Raw genomic sequence first — 20,984 nt, forward strand, 5'->3', positions numbered from 1 at the left:
GCTCCATGGAACGACATTCTCGACTTCTGGTTTCCCGAAGGCCGATCGCTAGAGGTGGATGCCGAAATCCATCGCAAATATTGGTCATGGCGGTTGCATGGCGGCGCGGACACCAAGATCGTCGAGCGCTTCGCCGATCTTACGAGGAGCGCAGCAGCAGGCGATTTCGACGACTGGGCCGCCGACCCCCAAGGCAGGTTGGCGCTTATCGTCATGCTCGACCAGTTCTCGCGCTCGCTGTGGGGCGGCACACCGCGCGCCTTTGCGCAGGATCCTGCCGCGCTGACGCTGGCGATAGAGGGGTTTTCCAACGGTCACTATGCGTCCCTAAGCACGCCATGGTTCAAGATCGTCTACAGCCAACCCCTTGGCCACTGCGAAGGCGCCGATCACCTCAACCGCATCGATCTGCTCATCAGGCTGCGCGAGGAAATCGCGAAGCAAGCGCCCGCTTCGCTTCAGCCGATCTACCAGTCGCTGGTGAAACAGGCCGGTGACGTGCGCAAGGTCGTCGCCGCGTTCGGCCACCATCCACACCGCAACCGAGTTCTGGGCCGGCAATCGACTCCACAAGAGGAGGCATACATTTCGGAGGGGGATTTCCCGCATGAGAGGGCGTTTCGAGGCTGACTTCCGACAGCTCGAGAACTGTTTTCGGTCGATCAAAGCCCCGTTGCAGCGGCTGTTCTCCGCAAGGCTTTAATCCAATCGTGGATATAGCGGCCTCAACCGGTTATTCACCGTCACAAGCTGCTGAAGGAGAAGCGGCTGTCGACGCTTCAACGACATCCTTCAGCAGGATCTTGAGCGGGCGAACACGGTCCTGGCCGGCATAGACGAGGCCCAATCCGCACGCGGTTCCTGAGGAGAGTTGGGTGCTGCTTGCGCCGGTGGCCCGCCCGGCGTGCTTGAGCGCGCGATGCCCGACGCATCCGCGCAACGGCTGACGCCGTCCTCCGCTTGCGCTTCGGCTCACCGATCGCTATTCGGAGCGCAAGGAAAGCGCCGAAGCGCTGATGGAGCGGGTGAATCTTTTGGCCGCTACCTGATGGCTCGCCGATGATGATGACGGCCGACCTTCTCCGAACCTAGGTTGCCAGAACCTCTTCAAGCTGCCGCACCAGTGCCTGGCGCTTCTCTGCCTTCAGACCATCGAGGTTCTGTTGCCGCCATCGCACGGCCGGCAGTTCGCGCACGAACAGATTAATCGCTGTGCCGCCCTTCATCGCGAAGCAGTCCTCCGCGGCCACCGAAGGCAGTGTGCGGATCAGTAATGCGACCTGATTTCGGTAAGTGTCCGCAAATGCCATCAATACGTCTCGGCCAGTTCCTTGGGGACGGTGATCGCGTAGGTCGGGTCGTACCTGCCATCCTTGACCAGCATGCGCTTGCCCGATCCCAAATCGATTGCGGTCCGGTCGACATGCTTGAGCCATGCATGGCGATGCCGGTCGGCAAAGAAGAAGAACAGGCGCTTCACCTTCACACTGCGGCAGCGGACAAGCAGCTTCTGGATCCGCCTCGGCGCAAGATCGCTCAGACCTTCCATAAGCACGTCGACCTGATCGAAACTTTCATGTTGCGGGAGTTCATCGAGAAGTTCGAGAACCGCCCGTTCGGGCGTCGATACCGTCAACGGCCCATCCCATTGGCCCCAGGGCAGAGCGCGCAGTCCGGCATCCTGAAAAGATCCCGCATCTCGGGCATCAGGTGCGCGCTCGGAAACGAGGGAAGGGAAGCTGATCTCCTCCAGGTCAACCCCGAAAAGCGGCGTGCTGTTATGATACGCGAACTGTTCCTTGAGTGGCAGCGTCGTGAGCCAGCTGGGCGGCCTTGCCGGACCGTGAAGATGGATCTCGGAAAGATCCTGCGAGAGGTAATGGGCATAGCCTTGCAGCTCGAGGGCTGTCCGGCCGCCAACGGTGAGACGATAGCCGAGAAGCGTCTGCAGCGAGACGACCACCTGCTGCCAGCCAAGCTGCCCGCGAGGACGCCGATAGACTCGGCGGGCCGGCTGCTCGAGCCAGCCCGAGGCGACATATTTGGTGCGCAGTGAGGTTGAGTAGCCGTGAGCAGAAAGCCACGCGGCATCGACGAGCAATCCCTCTGGCAGGAGGTGCTCCAGCTGCTTTAACTTCCCCGTTGTTTGCTCGCTCATGGTGAGTATTTTAGCATGATTTCAAACTATGCGTCAGTTTGAAGGAGTCTTGGTTTGCTGCGCTGTGGTTAGCAAATCCGCACAAACGCAAACCGACCTCTTGTTCGAGGCAGGTCGCTCATTGTGGTCAGCGGTGTTTTCTGATACAGATCGGCAATTGACGTGGGGTGGCCTTCAAAGGGTCCAAACGGGCGATAGACGCCGATTATCCTTGAAACCCACAGATTTTTTTTCGACCCTTTTTCCTTTTAAAATCAAAAGCGTAACATTTTGACTAGCCAGTAGTCGGTTTTTGTGTGCGCAAAGGCCATATTGACGTGTAATATCAATAACTTAATCCACATTTGGACGATTGAGTGGGAATGATTTTGCCTTCCGTGTAGGTCACCATGCAGCTTCTGGATATGGAATAGCGATAGCGCGACGTTGTTCCTCATTGCGGCATATGCCGGATAGGCGCGGCTGAAGTGGTGCGTACTAGCGGTACCATGCGGGTGTCGGGCAAGTGCATGTTGCGACGCGGCTGGCTTTGCCGCTCGTCTGCTGTTTTCTTTCGGCGCTTAGAAAAGCGCTGACATGGCGCTGTTCGGCCGGAACGCCCCGAAGCCTTGCGACGTTGAGGCTGCGGTGTACGGAGGCGTTTCATTTCAGATGGCCGACAAGATCACGATCAGGCGCCTTGCGCGCCGCTATGACATGCGAATTGTGTCTCCCTCCGAGCTCACTATCCTTCGCAAACGCCGCGGCCTGGGCTTCAGCTATCAGACCCAGGAGGGGGTGTTGTTGAAGGATGCGGAGATCGTCGCCCGGCTCAGGAGCCTCGCAGTTCCACCGGCCTACCAGAATGTGCGCTTCGCTGCCGATCCCCGCGCGCATCTGCAGGCGATCGGGGAGGATGCAGCCGCGCGCCTGCAATATCGCTATCATCCCGACTGGACACGCGTGCGCGAGGCCATGAAGGCAAACCGGCTGTCCAGCCTTGCCCAGGCACTCCCCACCATCCTGCGGGCCGTGCGCCGTGAACTGCGCCGGGCGGAGACCGACCGGTCGTTTGCCCTCGCTGCCGTTGTGCAGCTCGTCGCGCTGACCGCCATTCGCGCCGGTAGCGATGAATATGCAGAAGAACATGGCACACGCGGCGCGACGACATTGCTCCGCTCGCACGTGCGCATTGCGGGCGATGAGGTGGCACTCGCCTTCACGGGAAAGGGGGGCAAGCCTATCCGCAAGAAGGTCCGGGACGCCAACCTTGCTCGCGCGCTGGAGCGGCTTAAGACGATCCCGGGGGCGCGTCTGTTCAAATACCGTGATGATGCGGGCACCATCCACATCATACGGGCGAACGAGGTCAACACGTTTCTGAAGGCAATCAGCGGCCATCTCATCTCGCTGAAGGATTTCCGCACCCTCACGGCGTCGCTCGGCGTGATCGAGCGGCTCGGACAATTGGAGCCGGAAAAAAGCGTCCGCGGCCGGCGACGACAGATCCGGGAAGCCATTGCGCCCCTGGCCGATGAACTCGCCAATACGCTGACCGTCTGTCGAACAAGCTATGTCCATGACAGTGTGATCGCCGCTTTCGAAAGCGGAAAGCTGGGGAAAGCGAGCTCTGCAGCCCAATCCCAGACCGCGCGCATGCAGGTGCTCGCGCGTCTCCTTCGTAGCAACGCCTGTCGCTGAGCGCGGCCGCGCCCTGACCTCTCCGCAGAAGGCGAACGGCTCCCGAGAAGGAACGGCACCGAAGGAATGTTGCTCCCGCGAGGGAACTCGGCCGGAGGCTGGCGGATTCTCCAAGAGAATGCCTCTGAGAGAGCCATGGTTCTCCCCTGAACCGGAAGGATGTTCATGAGTCGGCGACATGGTGTTGTACGCATCGGCGTTTCCGGCTGGACCTATGCGGGCTGGCGCGGACATTTCTACCCGGAAGGAACTGTCCAGAAGCGCGAGCTCGCCTACGCTGCAACACGGTTCCCGGCACTGGAGATCAACGGCACATTCTATGGCCTGCAGAAGCCGCCGATCTTTGCGCGATGGGCAAAGGAGACGCCGGACGGCTTCATCTTCGCGGTGAAGGGATCACGCTACATTACACATTCCAAACGATTGCGCGACGTCGAGAGCGCGCTCGCCAATTTTCTGGCTTCGGGGGTTCTGCGGCTGGGCCCGAAGCTCGGCCCGCTGCTCTGGCAGTTGCCGCCAAACCTGCGTTTCGATCCCGGGCTGATCCGCGACTTCCTCGCCCTCTTACCGAAAGACACCGACGCCGCTTCGGCACTGGCACGGCATCATGACAGTCGCGTCGACGGTCGAGCGGACACCGAGACCGATGCGCGCCGGCCGCTGCGCCACGCCCTTGAGATCCGCCACGAGAGTTTTCGCGATCCGGCCCTCATCGATCTTCTGCGGGAGGCCGGAGTGGCACTGGTTTGCGCCGATACCGTGGACTGGCCGCGTCTTATGGATCTTCCCGCGGATTTTGCCTATTGCCGCCTGCACGGGTCCGATGAGCTCTATCGCTCACGCTACAGCGATGCTGCGCTTGGGACCTGGGCCGCCAGGGTGGCCGCTTGGGCCGCAGGACGCACGATGAAAGATGGGGATTTCATCGGCTCCGTGGAACGTCATCCGACGCCGCGTGACGTGTTCGTGTTCTTCGACAACACCGACAAGCGGCACGCTCCGGAGGATGCATTGCGGCTCATGCAGCGGCTCGGCGTGGAATGGCATGCCGAAGACAAGAAGGCTGCTTGACATGCCAGAAGCGGATGATGCTCTCACGAGAGAAGACGACTTCCCGTCGATCGAGGCATTTAACGCGGCGTTGGCCGAGAGGCAGGCGCCCACGCCGGGTGAAGCGCGGCCTGTCCAGGGGGAAGGTCCCGTGGGGGCGCCGATCGCCTTTGTCGGCGAACAGCCCGGTGATGAGGAGGACCGACAGGGGCGTCCCTTCGTTGGCCCGGCGGGGCGGCTGTTTGACCGGGCACTTGCGGAGGCGGGCATAGAGCGAGCCCGCAGCTATGTGACCAATGCCGTCAAGCGTTTCAATTTCGTCCAGCGGGGCAAGCGGCGTATTCACCAGAAGCCGACGACTGGGGAGATCGCGCATGAGCGGTGGTGGCTCGAGCGCGAGCTCGCGCTCGTCCACCCGCAGGTCGTGGTCGCCCTGGGCGCGACGGCGGGTTACGCGCTCGCTGGCCGGAAGGTCGCCGTAACGCGTGAACGCGGCGCGCTCGTTTTCGGCAACCGGCGCGGATATCTGACCGTGCATCCCTCCTACCTCCTGCGGGTGCCGGACGCGGCGGCCAAGCGAGCCGCCTACGAGGCTTTTATCGCTGACCTCAGGGCTGTGCGCGATATGATCAGCTAGAGAAGTACGCCCGACGACGGCGCTAGGCGGCCTCGAGGCGGATGCGATAGGCGCAGCGGCGTGCGCCGAGGATGATGTGGTCCACCCGTTCAATCGAACAACCTGGCCCCAGCATTTCTCGAAATATAGCCAGTTCGGCACGGCAGAAGCCCTGGCACACGGCCGCCGCCGTGCAAATGGGGCAATGATTTTCAATCAAGAGCCAGCCGTCGCCATCGTCCGCTTCTCGGTATTCCGCCATATAGCCCTCGCGAGAGCGGATCGCCGCAAGCGCAGCGATCCTGGCCTCCAGGCCGGCGATCGGGCGCAGTTCTGCGCGATAAGCAGCACGCATCTCATCTTCGCGTGCGCTGATCAGGCGATCGAGCGCGTCAGTTCCAAGCAGATCACGAATATTCTTCAGTAGGCTGGCGGCCAGTTCGCCATGGGCATCCGGAAACCGTGCGTGCCCCTTCGCAGTGAGCCGCCAATATTGGGCGGGGCGGCCGACCCCGCGAACGACAACCTCAGTTTCGACTACGCCTTCCGTCGCAAGCTTCGACAGCTGTTGACGCGCGTTCTCGCCGGTCGTGCCAAGAGCGTGCCCCAGCTCCGCCGCAGTCAGAGGGCCTCGGGTCTTCAACAGCACCAGGAAGCGATCCGGGCTGGGACGTCCCGGCAATTTTTCCGAGGCCGGCATGGGCATGTTCAAGCTATCGATATTCAAAGCAATCGCTTGATTTATAACCCTTGCAGCCAAGCAGCGCAACAACCGGGTTGGCTCGCTCAGTTCGCCGCGCGCTGTCCTGAAAGTGGCCTTGGCCTTGGCTGGTATCGGCGGGCTTCACCTCCAAAGATGCGGCTGCGGACGGAGTCCATGCGCGCGTTGCCGGCAGCGCTGCCAAGCGTCCGCCTCATTCCGCAGGGGAGAGGGCGAATTCCTTGGGGTCGGGAACCGGAAAGACGCGATCGTAGACAATATTGAAGACGAATGCGTAGACGAGATAGAACGCGACAATCGCGATATCCATCATCAGGGCGGCCCAAAGGCTGATGCCGAGATACCACGCGATCATCGGGATGAGCATGATGACCAGCCCGCCTTCGAACAGGATAGCGTGCGTAACCCGGATCATGACCGTCTTTCTGCTATGTCCGCGGAGACGGACGAGGGCGTGGTCGAATGCGAGATTGAACAGGAAGTTCCAGGTTGTGGCGATGGTTGCCGAAACCACGCCGATAACGCCCATATGGGCAACCGGCTGGTTGAAGAGCAAGGCGGCTGTTGGGGTGAAGACGGCAAGTCCGATGACCTCGAACAGGATGGCGTGCCGCATCCGGTCCGGGAATGTACGCAGAGACATAGTGAGACCTGTTGAATGTATCAGCTTGATAGCGTTGCGGCTGGCTTTCTATCTTATTCTGGAAGATACTAAAGTTAGATAATATCTGGAAATGAGATAGATGGCCGTTTCTATGGAGCAATTGGAGGCCTTTGTCGCCGCTGCGGACACGGGATCTTTCTCTGCGGCCGGACGGGCCCTGCGCAAGGCGCAATCGGCGGTCAGCACGCAGATCGCCAATCTGGAAGAGGATCTTGGACTGGCGCTGTTCAGCAGGGTCGGTCGCAACCCCGTTCTCACCCCGGCCGGGGAACAGCTCCTGCCGGAGGCGAGGCTTATCCTCGACCGTCGTGAGCACCTGATCGGCATGGCGGCCAGCTTCGAAGCGCATGTGGAAAAGCGCCTCGTCGTCGCGATCGACGAACTCTATCCCGAACCTGCGCTAGGCGAACTGTTCGCTGATTTCGCCAGCCATTTCCCGCATGTGGAGCTCGAACTGCTGTTCCCGATGATGGAGGACGTGAGCCGCCTGGTTTTGGACGGGAAAGCCGATATTGGCGTGATGTGGCGGCAGGAGGTGCTTCCCACGGAGCTCGGCTTTCACACGATCGGATGGGTGCCGCTTGCGCTTGTCTGCGGAAAGAAGCATCCGCTCGCCCATGCCGTCGTGGACTGGGAAGACCTCAAGCGGCATCGTCAGATCATGGTGACGGTTCGCACCGAGGGGACGGAGCGGCACAGGCTGCGCGTCGCCGCAGAGGTCTGGTGGGTCGAAAGCCACTGGGTGATCCTCCAGATTCTCAAACAAGGCATCGGCTGGGCGCTTGTCCCTGTTCATATCCTCAGGAACTCGCCGGTCACTCAGGATCTCGCGACGCCGGCCTTGCAGTTCGACGAAGGTATGCACCCTGTTGCGCTTGAGGCGGTTTGGCATAAACAGCGTCCCGCAGGGCCAGCAGCGAGATGGTTGCGCGACCGTATCGCCACGACGAAGATCGACGCATTTACAGGATAAGTGTTGGTGGTGATCGGCGGCTGCCCCCACAAGTGATGAGAGCAGGAATGATCGATGTCTAAAGCAACGCGCGCGACCAAGACGCTCGAGAAGGCGGGCGTCGCCTTCACGGTGCATAGCTATGACTATGACCCGGATGCCGAGCGCGTAGGACTCCAGGCAGCGGAAGCGATCGGCGAGGAGCCGGAACGCGTATTGAAGACGCTGATGGCGCTCGTGGACGGCAAGCCTGTTTGCGTGATCGTGCCATCGGATCGGGAAGTCTCCATGAAAAAGCTCGCCGCAGCTTTTGGCGGCAAGTCAGCGGAGATGATGAAGCCCGCGGATGCGGAGCGGATCACAGGCTACAAGGTTGGCGGCATCAGCCCATTCGGACAGATGCGGCGGGTTCCTGTTGCCATTGAGCAGCAGTCACTGGCGCATGCGCTTGTTTATATGAATGGGGGGCAGCGCGGCCTGCAGGTTCGCCTTGCGCCTGCAGATGCACGTACGGCACTGGATGCAAGGGTGGCGGCCATCGTGGCATAGCGGGTGGGTCAGTAAATTTTACAAGCGTTGGCTTGACAAACTTTCCCTGCCATTTATCAAATTGATTGCTTGGTAAATCAGCTTCCGGTGATCGCGGCCCGAGGACCGACGTCCACCTGTGGAGATCGCCGGAGAGATGCCTCACCTTCTCAAAGGAGCTTTTGATGGCCTTCGAACTTCCAGCCCTCCCGTATTCTACAACTGCCCTCGCTGCCGCCGGCATGAGCCAAGAGACGCTTGAGCTCCACCACGGTAAGCACCATCAGGCCTATGTGACGGCGCTGAATGGCTTTGTGGAGAAGAACGAGGAGCTGAAAGGCAAGTCTCTGGAAGAGATCATCCGCTTCACCGCAGGCAAGGCGGATCTCGCACCCGTCTTCAACAACGCCGGCCAGCACTGGAACCATATCCTGTTCTGGCAGGCGCTTTCGCCGCGGGGTGGCAAGATCCCGGGCGGCCTTGAGAAAAAGCTTGTCGCCGACTTTGGGAGCGTCGATGCCTTCAAGGAGGCCTTCAAGACCGCTGCGACTACCCAGTTCGGTTCAGGGTGGGCATGGCTTGTCCTTGGCGATGACGGCAAGCTGAAGGTCACGAAAAGCGCGAACGCGGACAATCCTCTCGCGTCCGGTCAGGGGAGGGCACTCCTTGGCCTCGATGTATGGGAGCACAGCTACTACGTCGATTTCCGCAACCGCCGGCCGGACTACACAGCCAACTTCCTCGACAAGCTCGCCAACTACGAATTCGCGGAAGCTGAGCTGAACAAGGCTTAACGGCTTTCGAGCGGCCGGCTGGCCGCCGGTGAGGCTGGCGCTCTGACGGCCGTCGCGCCAGCCGAACATAGCCGAGACCGTTCGCACAACCGGATCAAATGGAGCCATGGTCGCCGTGGCTCCTTTTCTGCTTTGGGCGCGAATTGTCCAAGGATCTTCATGACCCCCCTGGCGACCACCGCACTCTTGGCGATCGGCGCTCCCGGATGTGAGGGGATCGATCGGGCGACCGTTCTGGCGGCGCGTGGGCCGCATCTCTGCTCGCCATGGCTGTCCGCCGTCCCGACATCGCGGCCCTTATTAAAAAAAAAAGAGTTGCCATTCATATAAGTCGTTGCTTATCTATCGGCATGATCGAGAACGAGATCTTCCGGGCCCTGTCAGATCCCACGCGCCGTGCGATCTTCGAGAAGCTCGCGGCAGGTGCGATGAACGCGACCTCTCTTCGCGCGGGGCTGCAGATTAGTCAGCCCGCCATGTCCCAGCATCTTGCGATTCTACGGAGTGCGAAACTGGTGCGGGAAGAGCGGCAGGGGCGGTTTGTGAACTATGAGGTCGATCCTGAAGGTTTGACTCTCATCGCACAGTGGTTGGCAAAATATCGCGCGTATTGGCCTGCGCGTATTGAGTCCCTGAAGGTCTTGCTGAAGGATATGGACCAATGAGCGGCGAAAAGACGGAAGACCAGAAAAAGGGCGTCGAGCTCGAATACCATATCGATGAACCGCCCCATAAGGTCTGGCGCGCTATCACCGTTCCTGAGCTCCGTGACGTCTGGCTCCCCAAAGAAGCGTTGGCGGATCCGGAAGCTACGTCGCTGACGCCTGGAGAAGAGGTCAGCTACAGGATGCGTGAAAGCGCTCCGCCATTTCTTGAAAGCGTGGTGACTTTCCGCGTGTCGCCCAATACTTCGGGTGGAACCAGCTTGCGTATCATCCACGTACTCGCGGATATCAGGTCTGGCTCAACGAATGCGGCTGCTGCGAACGACGACATGATGCCGGTCCTGCGAGCGGCCTGACGGCTCAAATCCTCAATCATCTGCAAGATTGGAATTCGCCGATGCGCGAAGCGATGCAACTCGTGCCCATGGTCATAGAACAGTCGAGCAAGGGAGAGCGCTCTTTCGACATCTTCTCCCGGCTGCTGCGCGAACGGATCATTTTTCTAAACGGTGAGGTCAACGATTCCGTATCCGCGCTTGTTTGCGCACAGCTGTTGTTCTTGGAAGCAGAAAACCCGAAGAAGCCGATAAACCTTTATATCAATTCTCCAGGCGGTGTCGTAACCAGCGGCCTTGCCATGTACGACACCATGCGCCACGTTCGCGCCCCGGTGCACACCCTGTGCATGGGGACCGCCCGCTCGATGGGATCGTTCCTGTTGATGGCAGGCGAGCCCGGTCACCGCGCGGCGCTGCCCCATGCAAGTTTGCTCGTTCATCAGCCGTTGGGCGGCTTTCAGGGACAGGCTTCGGACATCCTCATTCATGCCGAGGAGACGCGACGGATCAAGCATCTGATGACGCGGCTCTATGCCGAGCATTGCGGCCGGACCTACGAAGAGGTTGAACGCGCGCTCGACCGCGATAACTTCATGACGGCGGAGGAGGCCCGGGAATGGGGGTTGATCGATCGGGTCCTTCATGTGCGCGCGGACGAGGGCGTATTATCGGGCTCGATATGACATCGACCACCGCGTATCTCCCATGTTATCGGCCGCATCCTTCGGGCCGTGAGAGGCAGTTGTGAAACCGGAAAGCTCCATGCGTAAGCGGCCGTCCGCGCGCGTCCTTCTGCTGGATCAGTCAGGATGCGTCCTTCTTTTCAAATTTGTGCACAGGTCGGGGCCGCTCGCCGGGCGAAGCTATTGGGCGACACCTGGCGGAGCGGTGGAGGAGGGCGAGACCTTCGAGGAGGCTGCCCTGCGCGAGCTGGAAGAAGAGACCGGGCTCATCAGGAATGAGATCGGTGCCGAGGTTGGCCGTCGAAGCCTTGAACTTCAGCTTACCGACGGAGAGACCGTGTGGGCGGAGGAACGATTCTTCGCTCTCCAAATAGCGCGGACCGCAATCTCGGATTGGGGCTGGAGCGCTATAGAGCGAGAAGTGATGGCCGAACATCACTGGTGGTCTGCTGAAGAAATCCGGACGACGTCAGAGATCATCTTTCCCGATAATCTTCTGGAACTGATCGAGGCGGTGCCTGCACCAAAAGGCGTCTGATTGCGCCGTGATCCGCTCGCGGCGCATCCAAGCGGGCGCCGCGAGAGACAGCAAGGTGCACGGATCAACTGGAGACATCCAGCCCGTCCGCTTTGGCATCCTGCCTCGGGCGACGGACGGCTCTCACCTTTCCGCTGGGGCCGCCGCCGCAGAAGAAGCGGTCGGCGCCATCGGACTCGAGCCCCGATACCCCTACGCCGGGAGGCATCTGCACTTGCTCGAGAACGTTCCCGGTTCTGGGGTCGATGCGTCGCAATTCGCTCTCATCACCTTCCCACGTGCCATGCCAGAGTTCACCGTCCACCCAGGTCACCCCGGTGACGAAACGGTTGGAGGCGATGGTCCGGAGAACGGCGCCCGTTTCGGGGTCAATCTGGTGAATCTTGCGCTCTCGACATTGGCCCACCCAGAGGGTGCCCTCGGCCCAAGTGAGGCCTGAGTCGCTGCCGCCGCCTGGCGCCGGGATCGTGGAAAGCACGCGCCCGGTCCGAGGGTCGATCTTCTGAATGCGATCGGCGGCGATCTGAAAGAGATGCTCACCGTCGAACGCCGTGCCGGCATCCGCGGGGATGTCGATCGCACCTGTTGTCGTCCCGCTTGCGGGATCGATGGCATTGAGCTTGTCGCCCGATGCAAACCAGACGCGCTGACCGTCGAACGTGACGCCATGCACCTGGTCAATGCCCGGAAAGGGCCCGTATTCGTGGAGGATTTCAGCTGTCTGTTTCATGGCTCGAGGCTAGCCGCTTGGCAGCGAGGGCGGGAGTAACAAGGTTGTCGTGAATCCCGGCATGGGCGGGGTGAGCCAACGACGGGCCCGTCCTTGTCCGAATGCCTCGACCTTGGAGGCTGCCGCGAGTTCGTCGAGCGCGCGCTGCACGGTGCGCTGGCTCGCGTGAAGGGCAAGCGCCAGCGCCGAACTCGACCAGGCCTCGCCATCGGCGAGGAGCGCCAGAACAGCCGCATGCCGTTCTTCGACGGGCCGTGCCAGAACGATCACCTGGTCCGCGCGGCGCGGGGTCAGCGCGAAACCCTGCTTCGTCGCATCGACATCTGCCCAATCCCGGAGGACGTTGCGCAGCCGTCCGATTTCGACCCGAAGCCTTGCCCGATGGGATTCGTCCGCGCGCTTCGCTCGGAACGCTCGCGCAACGAGGCCGTCCCGCGAAGCTTCACGCGGCCAGGCTTCGGCCAGGGAACGCACGAGGGTGAACAGAACCGGGCGTGTGGCGAGCGAGATGATGGCTTGCTTGTACCGTACGACATGGCGGCATGCATCGATGATGAGAGCGTCCGATGCCAGCAGCCGCTCGACGTCATCCAGAATGAGCTGTTGATCCTGCCCATCCGTGATCAGGCGGGCGGCTGGCGCCTCCAGCGTGAGGGATGCGGCGGCGACCTCCGCGATCAGCGCGGAAATACCGGCATGCTCCGCGGCCACTCTCCCACGCGCCAGAGCGGCGCGCGCCTCACCGATCCTCAATCGTCGCATAGCGATCCCGGCGAGTATCATCTCGTGAATGGTGCGCAGAGGCGGGGGCAGCGGTGCCGGATCAAGCCCACCCAGTGCCTGCTCCGCCTCCTCGAGGCGCCCGATGAGAAGAAGGCGCCGGACTTTGAGATGCTGCGCATGCGCAGCATTGATCCGGTCTCCATGCAGTTCGAGAACTTTCCGCGCCGCATCAAGGGCCTTGGTCGGCCAGCCGAGATCGCGCGCGGCGAAAGCGACATCCGCCTCGGCGACGACGCAACGCGCGCGGGCCACGTCCTCCTTCGGCCCAAACGCGCGCGTGGCGTTGCGCAGGAGGAGCCGCGCGCGGGCAAGATCGCCGAGCTGGGCCATTGCAATGCCCCGCAGCGCAAGCGCGGGAGCGTCTTCGCGAAGCGCGACATAGTTCAGCGCGGAGAAGGGATCACCGGCGGCGAGGGCGCGCGCAGCGGCCGTGATCAGCGAATCCATTCAAATCCCGCCACACTTGTCACTCCCACCCCGAGATCTCTGGCCCCTACCCTTATCTCATGATCAGCGATCGGCCGTCACATCATGCGCCGAAGAAATGATCGAGGGAGTGACATCATGACGAAACATTTGACCGGAACACGAGAGGAATGGCAGGCGGCGCGGCTTGATCTGCTGGCGGCGGAAAAGGAGGTCACGCGGCTCAGCGATGCCCTCGCGCAGCAGCGTCAGCGTTTGCCGTGGGTGCGCGTCGACAAGGAGTATCGTTTCGAGACGCGCGAAGGCGAAGCATCTCTCGCGGACCTCTTCCGGGGACGCTCGCAGCTGCTCGTCTATCACTTCATGTTTGGAGCGGATTATACGGCGGGATGTCCGTCCTGCTCGGCGATCGCGGACGGCTTCAATGGTTTCGTGCCGCATCTCGCCAATCATGACGTCATGCTGTGGGCCGTGTCCCGGGCGCCCCTCGCGAAGTTGCAGGCTTACCAGCAACGCATGGGCTGGACGTTCCCCTGGGCATCCTCGTTGGCGAGTGATTTCAATGCCGATTTTGGCGTTTGGTTCTCGGAAGAGGAGCAACGCGGGGGTGGTATTTCATATAACTACCGGCCCGAGAAGGCATTCGCATGGCGTCCGGGACAGGAGGGCGGCGGCGCGGATGCTGAGGCGCATTTGGCGGCCACCTGCGGGACCGACACGGCCACCTACCAGCGCGAAAGGCCTGGCATGAGTGCCTTTGTGCGGGAGGACGGCGTCGTCTATCACAGCTACTCCACCTACGCGCGCGGGGTGGATGGCCTGTGGGGGATGTATCAATGGCTCGATCGCGCTCCCAAGGGGCGAAACGAAACGGGCATCTGGTTCCGCCGCCATGATGAGTACGGAGAGCCCGCAAGCAGCTTGGGTGCATCGTGCTGTGCCTGAGCCCGGCGGAGCGCGCCTTCGGCCTCACTGCGGACCGGGCACGCGACGACGCGATGGCGTGCGGGCACGGCCGTCAGCGCGTTGTTTCAAGCGTCGCAGCGCTGGTCTTCGTGGCCAGCACAGCTGCCACAATCCTTGGATGTGCCTCCATGGAGACGATGGACGGGATGCCGATGCCCGGCGACTGGTCAATGTCTCTGGCATGGCTGCCGATGTGCGGTCAGACCTGGTCCGACGCGGCCCTGAGCTTTCTCGGTATGTGGACCGTGATGATGGTCGCCATGATGCTCCCGTCCCTGATGCCGATCCTATGGCGCTACCACCGGGGGAGCAGCCTGTCCCGTGCGGGGCAGCCGGGTCTCCTGACCTTGCTCGTCGGCGCCGCCTATTTCCTTGTCTGGGCGCTGTTGGGGATGCTCGTCTTTGTGATCGGCTCCCAGCTGGCGACACTCGCGATGAGGCGACCGGACCTCGCCCAAACCACGCCGATGCTCATGGGAGCCTGGCTCCTGCTCGCCGGCGTGTTCCAGTGCACGCCGTCAAAGGCGCGCCTCCTGGCATGCTGCCGGAGTGCGCCGGAAGGAGGCGGGCAATGGGCGAACGGGTTCGCGGCCTCTGCTTATGGGCTCCGGCTCGGTCTCATCTGCTGCCTCAGCTGCTCCGCTCTTGTCGCTGTCCTTCTGGTCCTCGGCGTGATGGACCTTCGCGCTATGCTTCTCGTGACAGCGGCGATCACCGCTGAGCGTCTCGCCCCCAGAAGTCTCCGCGTTCCTGAGGCCATAGGAACCGTCACCGCCGGGGCAGGCGGCCTCTTGATCGCGCAAGCCGCTGGCCTCACCTGAAGAGCCCTCAGCGCACAAGTTCCACCCGCGAACCGCGTCCGCGGGTGGAGCTTTTTTAGGAGCGTGAGCCCCCAAGAGTGGGGTTTTTGTGGTCAGGCTGGAGCGCGGGCCTGCTTCTTCTTGCGCCAGGGCGCGTTTGCCGCCCAGTCGCCGGCCATGATGCAGCCGTAGGGGATCACCTCGTCGACGATCTCGGCGAGGCCATAGTGCTCGATCTGCCGGCGCACCGACGCAGCGTTCTTGTAGGCGCTCGGTAGCTCCGAGATATCCGTCACACCCGAGAAGAAGCGCGCGTCGATACCCTGGGTCTCCGCGGCGAAGATCTCCGCGTCCGTCCGTCCCGCCTGAAGGCGCTTGTGCTGGCTACGCGAGAAGTTGCGACCCGCGCCATGAGGCGAAAATCCAAGGCCGTTCGGCGCATCCTTGCCACGCACGATCAGTACAGGCTCCGCCATGTTGAGCGGAATGAGCGTCAGGTCCGTGGCGTCTTCGGCCCAGCCGGCGAAGGCCGGCGTCGCGCCCTTGCCGTGGTAGAACAGCCCGTCCGAGCGCCGGAAGACGAAGTTGTGCTCGTTCCAGAAGCGGTCCGAGACCTTCGCCGACAGCCGTTCGGCGGCCGCGTCGTGGATCAGCATATGGTTCGCTTTCGTCCAGGCCCGGATGGTCTGCAGAGCCTCCCAGTAGCGGTCGCCCTCCTCGGTATCGGCTGGAATCCAGGCGTTGTCGCGATGGGTTTCCGGCGACGTCATCATGCGTACGGCATTGGCGATCATCATGCCCTTGCCATAGAGGCGAGCGCCCGGCGAACGCGAGCCGTGATGCGTCACCAGAGCCGTCTCGCCCGTCGACTTGATGGTTCCGACGAAGGCAAAATGGTTGCCGTCGCCCTGCGTGCCGAAATGCTCGATCGCCGCGCTGGTGATGTCGGCGAGCAGCGCGTTCGTGGTGAAGCGCTCCATCAGCGCCGGCTCCGGCCGGAACTGCTGGCCCCGCGGCCGCCCGCCCGGCCCGAAATGCGTCACCGCATGCACGGTGTCGAGGAGAGCCTGCGGCGCGACGCCGGGATAGACCGAGATTGCCATGGAACAGCAGATATCAGCCGAGTGCATGCCGGGATGGATGGCTTCCGACACCGCGATGCCGCCGACCGGGATCGTACCCATCGGGCCTGCCGGGCACGCATCCGGCATCACGGCGCCGGCCCGCACGACCGGAGTGCGCATCAGTTCCGTCATGCTTCGCGTCACCGCATCGACATTGGCCTGCTCGACCTCGTTCTCGGCATCGATGTTGATGTGGAACGGCACGGCGCCGGTGGGGCGCAAAGGGGTCGCGGGCGGCGGCTCGAACTGGCGCGCGGCCTCCACTGCGGCTGCAAATGAACCGCCGCTTTCCAGCACGGCGTTGCCCGCGGCGAGCGCCTTGCCAAACCACTTGCCTTGCCGCATCCCGGCATCGATCAGGTCCTGTCCACTTAAAATCTCAGTCATCTCATTGTTCTTTCTGGCCACCCGTGGCGGCCGTCTTCGGCGTTCAGGACGACAAGTCGTGAGCGCAACGTCTTTTTCCGCCACCGCATCCGGGCCTCCGGCAGTCCCGGACTTGGGAAGGGATCGAACCTTCACGCCTCACGGCATCCGGTTATCCCGGATCGCGTCTTCCAATGGAGTGGCGCTCGCATTCGTCCTGATCGGCCGCTGGCGACAAGCGTGACGCAGGACCTCTTCCCTGAGCTACATCCGATCCCGAAGGACCGGGAGGGGTGACTTGAACACCCGACCTTCCGCCTCGAGCGAGGCGGACGCTCTGACCTGTAGTCCTGCAGGCATTCGCCGGCGGAGTGGTCTTCGAAGCACGGCGACAAGGATGGATGAAACCAGGAATGTCCCGCTCATGCCAGAGAGCGCCTGCAAGGTGAGGAGTCGAACCCCACGGAGCATTCCGTCTATGCTGCTGTAGTTCCATCCGGCATTCGCCGTTCTTTGAAGGTCTTTATTCCATTGATTACTGTCCAGAAGCGGTCCGGTTAAGGTCATGACGACAACGGTCGGCGAAACGCTTCTGCTCTACCACTGAGCTACGGGCCAAAGAGGAGGCCCGACGGGGATCGAACCCGCGACTTGATGTAGTTTCGCCTGCATTCGTCATGGCTGTTGCCTCGGATCGTCGTTGTTCATGAAGAAGGCATGACGACAAGGGATGATGAAACCTCTCCCACCGTAAGCGGGAACCCGCTCTGACCACTGAGCTACGAGCCCGCAGTTGGTGGACCCGGCGGGATTCGAACCCGCGACCTGGAGGGGACAGCCTGTAGTTCCATCGGCATTCGTCATGCCAGGCCGTTAGTTCCTGTTGTGCCCCGGCGGCGGACCGCCGGAGCTGCCGTTAGAGTTCTATGGCGTCGATCGCCTTCACCCAGTGATCCCGGTCTCGTCCGCTCTTCGCCATGGCGGCGATGAGTGTGAACACCTGGTCCGAGAAGCCGCCGACATTCAGGATGTCCGCTTGGCCCTTGGCCTGGGTCGTCGTGCTCGGCTGGATATCGATGCAGACGAGTTTCGCAGCCGGATTGAGGACCTTGATCCTGTTCCACGCCTGCATTGTCGCCGTGCCGTGGTGGCGATGGGGCACCCCATCCACCCACGATTCGTTATCCGACACGAACACCACCAGATCGACCTTCGCCTTCTCTGCAGCTAGCTTTTGCAGCGGCGCGGAGCAGTTCGTTCCGCCACCGCCGATCGCCGCCAGCTTCGCCGCGTTGGTCATGACCGTGTCGCGCGGGTTGAGGTCGACGCCGACCACATCATGCTCGAACGGCAGCACGCGCGCGGTCCTGTTGGCCCGCAGGAGCGCCGCGGCAACGAGTGCCGCGACATCGACGCAGCGCACCGTCGTGGTGGCGCCCCGGCGATAGCCGGTCACGGGCGAGCACATCGAGCCCGACACATCAGGGCAGACCACTACGTTGCCCTCGATCTCCGGCACGTTGGCGAGCGCGATCTCCATCGCATCCTGCAACGCGTTCTTGACCGCGGTCGGCACGCTGCTGTCCGCCATGGTGAAGGCCACCATGAGCTGATACGGGAAGACCCGGGCGCGCCGGATCTCGGCCGCGTCGGCGAGCCGTCCGGCCAGCCGCTCCGTGAATCCCTCCACCTCGAACACGCCGTGGCGGGCGAAGGTGTTGAGGTTCTGGCGCAGCATCTGCCAGCCGGCTTTGTCAGCGATCTCCACCCAATGCGCCTTCGACAGCGGCATCGCGGTGAGCATCTGGAACGGCACCGGTGGCACCGGCAGGGAGGGATCGCGCTTGAATGCCTCGAAGGCCTTCACCACCTCCGGCAGGGCCAGCACGTCATAGGGCTTGCCGATGAGATAGCCGTAGAGCGCCTCACGCGAGGCCGATGCCGGCTTCGGGTGAACCATCTTGATGATGTCGGCCAGCGACGGATCGTTGCCGACAGCGGCGCGCATGATCTCGATGTCGTCGGCCTGCTCCAGCCATCCCTGCACGAGGCGCTTCGGCCGGCTGCCGAGCGACTTGCGGCCCGTGACGCCGGAGCGCATGAGCTGCACGAAGTTGCGCAGCATCTTGCCGTTCCGGACGATGCGCGGGAAGGCCCGCGAGAACTCCGGCCCCGGCATCATCGACAACGCCGCCAGAAGCAGCGCCGGCATGTCCTTCATCAGGCCGCGCTCGTAGGCATGGATCGCCGCCTTGGCGACGAATTCCGGCTCAACTTGCCAGACGAGCTTCAGCACCTCGTCGAGCTGCTCGCGCGGCTCGGCGTAGAAGGTCGCGTTGAACGTCCCCGTCGCCGCCAGCTGCGCGAGTGCCTGATGGGGCGTGAGCGCATAGGCCAGCGCGCCTTCATGGTTGACGCTGTCGGTCTTCGGCAGCAGCTTTCCTGCGATCGTCGCAAACACGGATTTGTTTGCCATGGGTCCGTTCCTTCTGTTCACGCCCCGTCTAGTTCAAGCAGCGTGCCAGTCCGGCGGTGATGGCGGGAAAAATGACCATTTTTTTAGTAAATGCTTGAAATTGTTATATTTCATTTTTTGAGCGCACGTGCGCAAGGCGGAGCGCGGTTGCTGGCGCGTTTCTCTGATGATATTGCTATCTAGCATTTTAGAAATTTGGATAAGCGAATGCGCCGCCGCATTGCCATCAGCGTCCTGGGAACCACACTCGACAGCGGCGGGCGCAAGGACCGGTGGAAACGCTGGCGGCCGACGGTTGCGCTCTGCCAGCAGCCCAACCTGTTTATCGACAGGCTGGAGCTCATCCACGGCGCCAAGCACCTGCCGCTCGCAACACAGATCACCCGAGACATCGAGCAGATTTCGCCCGCTACAGAGGTGAGGCTGCATGAGATCACCCTGCGTGATCCATGGGATTTCAGCGAGGTTTACACAAGCATGCGCGATTTCGCGCACGGCTACAGCTTCGATCCCGAGCGAGAAGACTATCTCGTCAACATCACCACCGGCACCCATGTCGTGCAGATCTGCTGGTTCCTTCTGACGGAGGCGCGTTATATCCCCGGACGGTTGGTGCAGCTCTCGCCGCCGAGGAAAACCGAGGATCCCGGCGATTATTCCGGGACGCATTCGATCATCGATCTCGACCTGTCGCGCTACGACGCGATTGCCACGCGCTTCGCGGCGGAGCGCGCGGAGGCGACGTCCTTCCTCAAGTCCGGCATCGCAACCCGCAATGCCACGTTTAACGAGATGATCGAGCAGATCGAGAAAGTTGCGATCCGCTCGCGCGCGCCGGTGCTTCTGACCGGGCCGACCGGGGCGGGCAAGTCACAACTGGCCAAGCGCATCTATGAACTGAAGCAGGCGCAGAGGCAGGTTTCAGGTGCTTTCGTCGAGATCAATTGCGCCACGCTACGGGGCGATCACGCGATGTCGACCCTCTTCGGACACGTCAAGGGCGCTTTCACGGGCGCGCAAGCGTCGCGCGCGGGGCTGATGAAGGCAGCCGACAAGGGCATGCTGTTCCTCGACGAGATCGGCGAACTGGGCCTCGATGAGCAAGCCATGTGCCTGCGCGCGATTGAGGAGAAACGGTTCCTGCCGGTCGGTGCCGACAGCGATACCACCTCCGATTTCCAGCTGCTGGCAGGCACGAACCGGGATCTTGCCGTCAGCGTCAGGGAAGGGCGCTTTCGCGAGGATCTGTTCGCGCGGCTTAATCTGTGGACGTTTGAACTGCCGGCGCTCAAGGATCGTCGCGAAGATATTGAACCCAATCTCGATTTCGAGCTGAAGCGCTTCAGCGAGCGGGAAGGACTGAACGCCACCTTCAACAAGGAAGCGCGCGCGCTCTATCTTGCCTTCGCCATGAAGCCGGAAGCCGCCTGGCGCGCCAACTTTCGCGATCTCTCTGCATCGGTGACCCGCATGGCGACGCTCGCGCCACAGGCACGGATCAACGAGGATACGGTACACCAGGAAATTGATCGCCTCAGGCGGCAGTGGTCATCGGCGACTGACGGTGATGGATCAGAGGAGTTGCTCGTCAGCATACTCGGGCAGGAGCGGGCGGCTGAGCTAGATCTCTTCGACCGGGCACAGCTCGCAACCGTCATCAAGGCCTGTCGCGGCAGCGCCTCGATCAGCGCGGCCGGGCGGCAGCTGTTCGCCGTATCGCGACTGCAGAAATCCACCGGCAATGATGCGGACAGGCTGAGAAAATACCTGCTGAAATACAATCTCACATTCGAGGATGCCAGCCGGCCGCACTGAGGCGGCGTGAAAAGCGCTTCGCCGTGAGCGTCAAAGCGAGGCCGCTGCCGTGCATGCCGCGACAGCCTTGCGCCTTAGCGCCTGATGTCTAATAGGCTTGGGTGCCACGTG

The 20,984-nt window shown here is 62.1% G+C and carries 21 protein-coding genes and 1 pseudogene; 14 read left to right on the top strand and 8 right to left on the bottom strand.

Features of this window, described 5'->3' with window-relative positions:
* Positions 1 to 54 precede the first annotated feature (54 nt).
* On the top strand, positions 55 to 630 hold the full coding sequence (locus KIO76_RS17280; protein WP_502761862.1) for a DUF924 family protein: 576 nt from the start codon (positions 55 to 57) through the stop codon (positions 628 to 630).
* Between the two features lie 551 nt (positions 631 to 1,181).
* Here the strand turns inward: KIO76_RS17280 and KIO76_RS17285 are convergent.
* Together KIO76_RS17285 and KIO76_RS17290 are read right to left on the bottom strand one after the other, a co-directional pair.
* Positions 1,182 to 1,310: pseudogene (locus tag KIO76_RS17285) on the bottom strand (nucleotidyl transferase AbiEii/AbiGii toxin family protein); the annotation flags it as partial.
* Positions 1,310 to 2,158 (bottom strand): type IV toxin-antitoxin system AbiEi family antitoxin domain-containing protein, encoded by an 849-nt coding sequence (locus KIO76_RS17290; RefSeq protein ID WP_213324399.1) that lies wholly within the window; start codon positions 2,156 to 2,158, stop codon positions 1,310 to 1,312. The pseudogene KIO76_RS17285 and the gene KIO76_RS17290, both read right to left, overlap by 1 nt.
* Positions 2,159 to 2,809: 651 nt before the next feature.
* Here KIO76_RS17290 and KIO76_RS17295 point away from each other — a divergent pair.
* The 3 genes from KIO76_RS17295 to KIO76_RS17305 all read left to right on the top strand — a co-directional run bounded on the left by KIO76_RS17295 (position 2,810) and on the right by KIO76_RS17305 (position 5,525).
* Entirely contained in the window at positions 2,810 to 3,838 is a 1,029-nt protein-coding gene (locus tag KIO76_RS17295) for a DNA topoisomerase IB (RefSeq protein WP_213324400.1), read from the top strand.
* Between the two features lie 165 nt (positions 3,839 to 4,003).
* A complete protein-coding gene (locus KIO76_RS17300) occupies positions 4,004 to 4,909 on the top strand; it encodes a DUF72 domain-containing protein (protein WP_213324401.1) in 906 nt (301 codons plus the stop codon).
* Position 4,910: 1 nt separating this feature from the next.
* Entirely contained in the window at positions 4,911 to 5,525 is a 615-nt protein-coding gene (locus KIO76_RS17305) for a UdgX family uracil-DNA binding protein (protein ID WP_502761863.1), read from the top strand.
* A 22-nt stretch (positions 5,526 to 5,547) separates the two neighbouring features.
* Here KIO76_RS17305 and KIO76_RS17310 read toward each other — a convergent pair whose 3' ends face one another.
* Together KIO76_RS17310 and KIO76_RS17315 are read right to left on the bottom strand one after the other, a co-directional pair.
* Positions 5,548 to 6,210, bottom strand: coding sequence for a helix-turn-helix transcriptional regulator (locus tag KIO76_RS17310; protein WP_249729635.1), 663 nt, complete (start codon positions 6,208 to 6,210; stop codon positions 5,548 to 5,550).
* 208 nt (positions 6,211 to 6,418) lie between these two features.
* Positions 6,419 to 6,868 (bottom strand): PACE efflux transporter, encoded by a 450-nt coding sequence (locus KIO76_RS17315; RefSeq protein ID WP_213324403.1) that lies wholly within the window; start codon positions 6,866 to 6,868, stop codon positions 6,419 to 6,421.
* 100 nt (positions 6,869 to 6,968) lie between these two features.
* Here KIO76_RS17315 and KIO76_RS17320 point away from each other — a divergent pair, with 100 nt between their 5' ends.
* From KIO76_RS17320 to KIO76_RS17350, 7 genes are all read left to right on the top strand, one after another.
* Complete coding sequence (locus tag KIO76_RS17320) at positions 6,969 to 7,862, top strand: LysR family transcriptional regulator (RefSeq protein ID WP_213324404.1); 894 nt, start codon at positions 6,969 to 6,971, stop codon at positions 7,860 to 7,862.
* A gap of 54 nt (positions 7,863 to 7,916) precedes the next feature.
* Positions 7,917 to 8,390 (top strand): Cys-tRNA(Pro) deacylase, encoded by a 474-nt coding sequence (ybaK, locus tag KIO76_RS17325; protein WP_213324405.1) that lies wholly within the window; start codon positions 7,917 to 7,919, stop codon positions 8,388 to 8,390.
* Positions 8,391 to 8,554: 164 nt separating this feature from the next.
* Positions 8,555 to 9,163 carry a superoxide dismutase gene (locus KIO76_RS17330; protein WP_213324406.1) on the top strand — a complete coding sequence of 203 codons (609 nt, stop codon included), beginning with the start codon at positions 8,555 to 8,557 and terminating at the stop codon, positions 9,161 to 9,163.
* Positions 9,164 to 9,513: 350 nt separating this feature from the next.
* Complete coding sequence (locus KIO76_RS17335) at positions 9,514 to 9,828, top strand: ArsR/SmtB family transcription factor (protein WP_213325319.1); 315 nt, start codon at positions 9,514 to 9,516, stop codon at positions 9,826 to 9,828.
* Positions 9,825 to 10,184 (top strand): SRPBCC family protein, encoded by a 360-nt coding sequence (locus KIO76_RS17340; protein WP_213324407.1) that lies wholly within the window; start codon positions 9,825 to 9,827, stop codon positions 10,182 to 10,184. The genes KIO76_RS17335 and KIO76_RS17340 overlap by 4 nt, the downstream gene beginning before the upstream one ends.
* Before the next feature lie 41 nt (positions 10,185 to 10,225).
* Positions 10,226 to 10,849 carry an ATP-dependent Clp protease proteolytic subunit gene (locus tag KIO76_RS17345; protein ID WP_213324408.1) on the top strand — a complete coding sequence of 208 codons (624 nt, stop codon included), beginning with the start codon at positions 10,226 to 10,228 and terminating at the stop codon, positions 10,847 to 10,849.
* Positions 10,850 to 10,928: 79 nt separating this feature from the next.
* Entirely contained in the window at positions 10,929 to 11,387 is a 459-nt protein-coding gene (locus KIO76_RS17350; RefSeq protein WP_213324409.1) for an NUDIX hydrolase, read from the top strand.
* 64 nt (positions 11,388 to 11,451) lie between these two features.
* Here KIO76_RS17350 and KIO76_RS17355 read toward each other — a convergent pair whose 3' ends face one another.
* Together KIO76_RS17355 and KIO76_RS17360 are read right to left on the bottom strand one after the other, a co-directional pair.
* Positions 11,452 to 12,117 (bottom strand): Vgb family protein, encoded by a 666-nt coding sequence (locus KIO76_RS17355; RefSeq protein ID WP_213324410.1) that lies wholly within the window; start codon positions 12,115 to 12,117, stop codon positions 11,452 to 11,454.
* Positions 12,118 to 12,126: 9 nt separating this feature from the next.
* On the bottom strand, positions 12,127 to 13,347 hold the full coding sequence (locus KIO76_RS17360; protein ID WP_213324411.1) for a helix-turn-helix domain-containing protein: 1,221 nt from the start codon (positions 13,345 to 13,347) through the stop codon (positions 12,127 to 12,129).
* A 117-nt stretch (positions 13,348 to 13,464) separates the two neighbouring features.
* On the opposite strand from KIO76_RS17360, the gene KIO76_RS17365 reads away from it, so the two are divergent.
* Positions 13,465 to 14,271 carry a DUF899 domain-containing protein gene (locus tag KIO76_RS17365; protein ID WP_213324412.1) on the top strand — a complete coding sequence of 269 codons (807 nt, stop codon included), beginning with the start codon at positions 13,465 to 13,467 and terminating at the stop codon, positions 14,269 to 14,271.
* A complete protein-coding gene (locus KIO76_RS17370) occupies positions 14,259 to 15,113 on the top strand; it encodes a DUF2182 domain-containing protein (RefSeq protein WP_213324413.1) in 855 nt (284 codons plus the stop codon). Before KIO76_RS17365 ends, KIO76_RS17370 begins: the two co-directional genes overlap by 13 nt.
* A gap of 92 nt (positions 15,114 to 15,205) precedes the next feature.
* On the opposite strand, the gene KIO76_RS17375 is transcribed toward KIO76_RS17370, so the two are convergent.
* Together KIO76_RS17375 and KIO76_RS17380 are read right to left on the bottom strand one after the other, a co-directional pair.
* On the bottom strand, positions 15,206 to 16,603 hold the full coding sequence (locus KIO76_RS17375; protein WP_213324414.1) for an RtcB family protein: 1,398 nt from the start codon (positions 16,601 to 16,603) through the stop codon (positions 15,206 to 15,208).
* An 895-nt stretch (positions 16,604 to 17,498) separates the two neighbouring features.
* A complete protein-coding gene (locus KIO76_RS17380; RefSeq protein ID WP_213324415.1) occupies positions 17,499 to 19,058 on the bottom strand; it encodes a vWA domain-containing protein in 1,560 nt (519 codons plus the stop codon).
* 207 nt (positions 19,059 to 19,265) lie between these two features.
* Between KIO76_RS17380 and rtcR the strand changes: the two genes are divergently transcribed.
* Complete coding sequence (gene rtcR, locus KIO76_RS17385; protein ID WP_213324416.1) at positions 19,266 to 20,873, top strand: RNA repair transcriptional activator RtcR; 1,608 nt, start codon at positions 19,266 to 19,268, stop codon at positions 20,871 to 20,873.
* The last annotated feature ends 111 nt before the right edge of the window (positions 20,874 to 20,984 follow it).

Origin of the sequence: Chelatococcus sp. YT9 (genome assembly GCF_018398315.1) — a bacterium.
Taxonomy (GTDB): Bacteria; Pseudomonadota; Alphaproteobacteria; order Rhizobiales; family Beijerinckiaceae; genus Chelatococcus.